Genomic DNA, 1,646 nt, shown 5'->3' on the forward strand with positions numbered 1-1,646 from the left:
ACAGCAATCCAGCGCGGCTTCGCCGTGCGCCGGGGGCACAGTAAATGCGCCGTCGTACGCCTGCAGATCGCTTGTCCGCCCTGCCCTGGAGACGTCCGCGTATGGATCGTGGAACTGTTCGTTCCGGACGAGACCGATGACTCTGTGATGCCTTCGAGCTCGCACGACAGCATGGTACTGAGGGCCGCCCACGGGAACCGTGGAGTGTTGCCACGAGCACGCGCGTCAGACTCTTCGCACTGCCTTGGCCCTCCCGGAGCGGCGCCACGCATCCGAGGAACCGAACGGGAACGGAGCCGAGGCCATGGACGTCCTGCACGAACGCTGCGCCGGCATCGACATCAGCAAGAGGGACGCCAAGGTGTGCGTACGCACCCCCAGCCCCCGCCGCAAGGGAACCTTCACGAACCAGACCACGACCTTCGGCGCCACCACCAACGCCATCCTCGACCTGCGCGAACACCTCCTCGGCGCCGAGGTCACCCTGGTGGTGATCGAGGCGACCGGCGACTACTGGAAGCCCTTCTACTACCTGCTGGCCGAAGAGCTGAACGTCGTCCTGGTCAACGCCCGGCAGGTGAAGAACCTGCCCGGCCGCAAGACCGACGTCTCGGATGCGGCCTGGCTGGCCCAGCTCGGCTCCCACGGCCTGGTACGGGCCTCGTTCGTGCCGCCGCAGCCGGTCCGCGAGCTGCGGGACCTTACGCGAGCCCGCACCCAGCTGACCCATGAGCGAGCTCAGGTCGTGCAGCGACTGGAGAAGCTCCTGGAGGACGCCGGCATCAAGCTGTCCGCCGTCGTCTCCGATCTCATGGGCGTCTCCAGCCGTGCCATGCTCCAGGCCCTGATCGATGGCCAGAACGACCCGCAGGTCCTGGCCGACCTCGCCAAGCGCCGGATGCGCAGCAAGATTCCCGAGCTGGGCCAGGCGCTGACCGGCCGCTTCCGCGAGCACCATGCCTTCCTGGCCCGCCTCTACCTCGACCAGTACGACCAGCTGACCTCCGCGATCAAGCAGCTGACCGTGCGCGTCGAGGAGGCGATGGTCCCTTTTCGGCCGGTACTGGACCTGCTGGACACGATCCCGGGGGTGAACAGGGCAGTGGCCGAGGTGGTCGTGGCCGAGACGGGTGGTGACATGGCCCGGTTCGCCTCGGCCAAGAACCTCGCCTCCTGGGCCGGACTGTGTCCCGGACACCACGAATCGGCCGGCAAGGTCAGGAGCACCCGGGTCCGTCCCGGAAACGCTCATCTCAAGGGCGCGTTGGGGATGGCCGCATTCGGCGCCGCACGCACCAAGGGCTCCTACCTCCAGGCGCGTTACAAGCGACTGACCGCCCGCCGCGGACCGATGAAGGCACTCATCGCCGTCGAGCACTCGATCATCACCGCGATCTGGCACATGCTCACCGACAACGTGCCCTACCACGAGCTCGGCGGCGACTACTTCACCCGACGCGACCCCGAACGCGCCGCACGCCGGGCCGTAACCCGCCTCAACGAACTCGGCTACCGGGTCACCCTCGACCCCATGGAGGCCACCGGATGAACCAACCGGAATGAAACCCGGCGGGAACGGCCCCGCTGGGATCACCGCCGTGCCCGAAATACCACCCACCTGCGGTTATTTACGCGTCAGAGTCAAG

The 1,646-nt window shown here is 67.3% G+C and carries 1 protein-coding gene; it reads left to right on the forward strand.

Features of this window, described 5'->3' with window-relative positions; all coding sequences use genetic code 11:
- Window positions 1-304 precede the first annotated feature (304 nt).
- Window positions 305-1,549 (forward strand): IS110 family RNA-guided transposase, encoded by a 1,245-nt coding sequence (locus ACZ7M3_RS52820; protein WP_472073984.1) that lies wholly within the window; start codon window positions 305-307, stop codon window positions 1,547-1,549.
- Window positions 1,550-1,646: the final 97 nt, after the last annotated feature.

Source organism: Streptomyces sp. NPDC111656, from assembly GCF_055656965.1.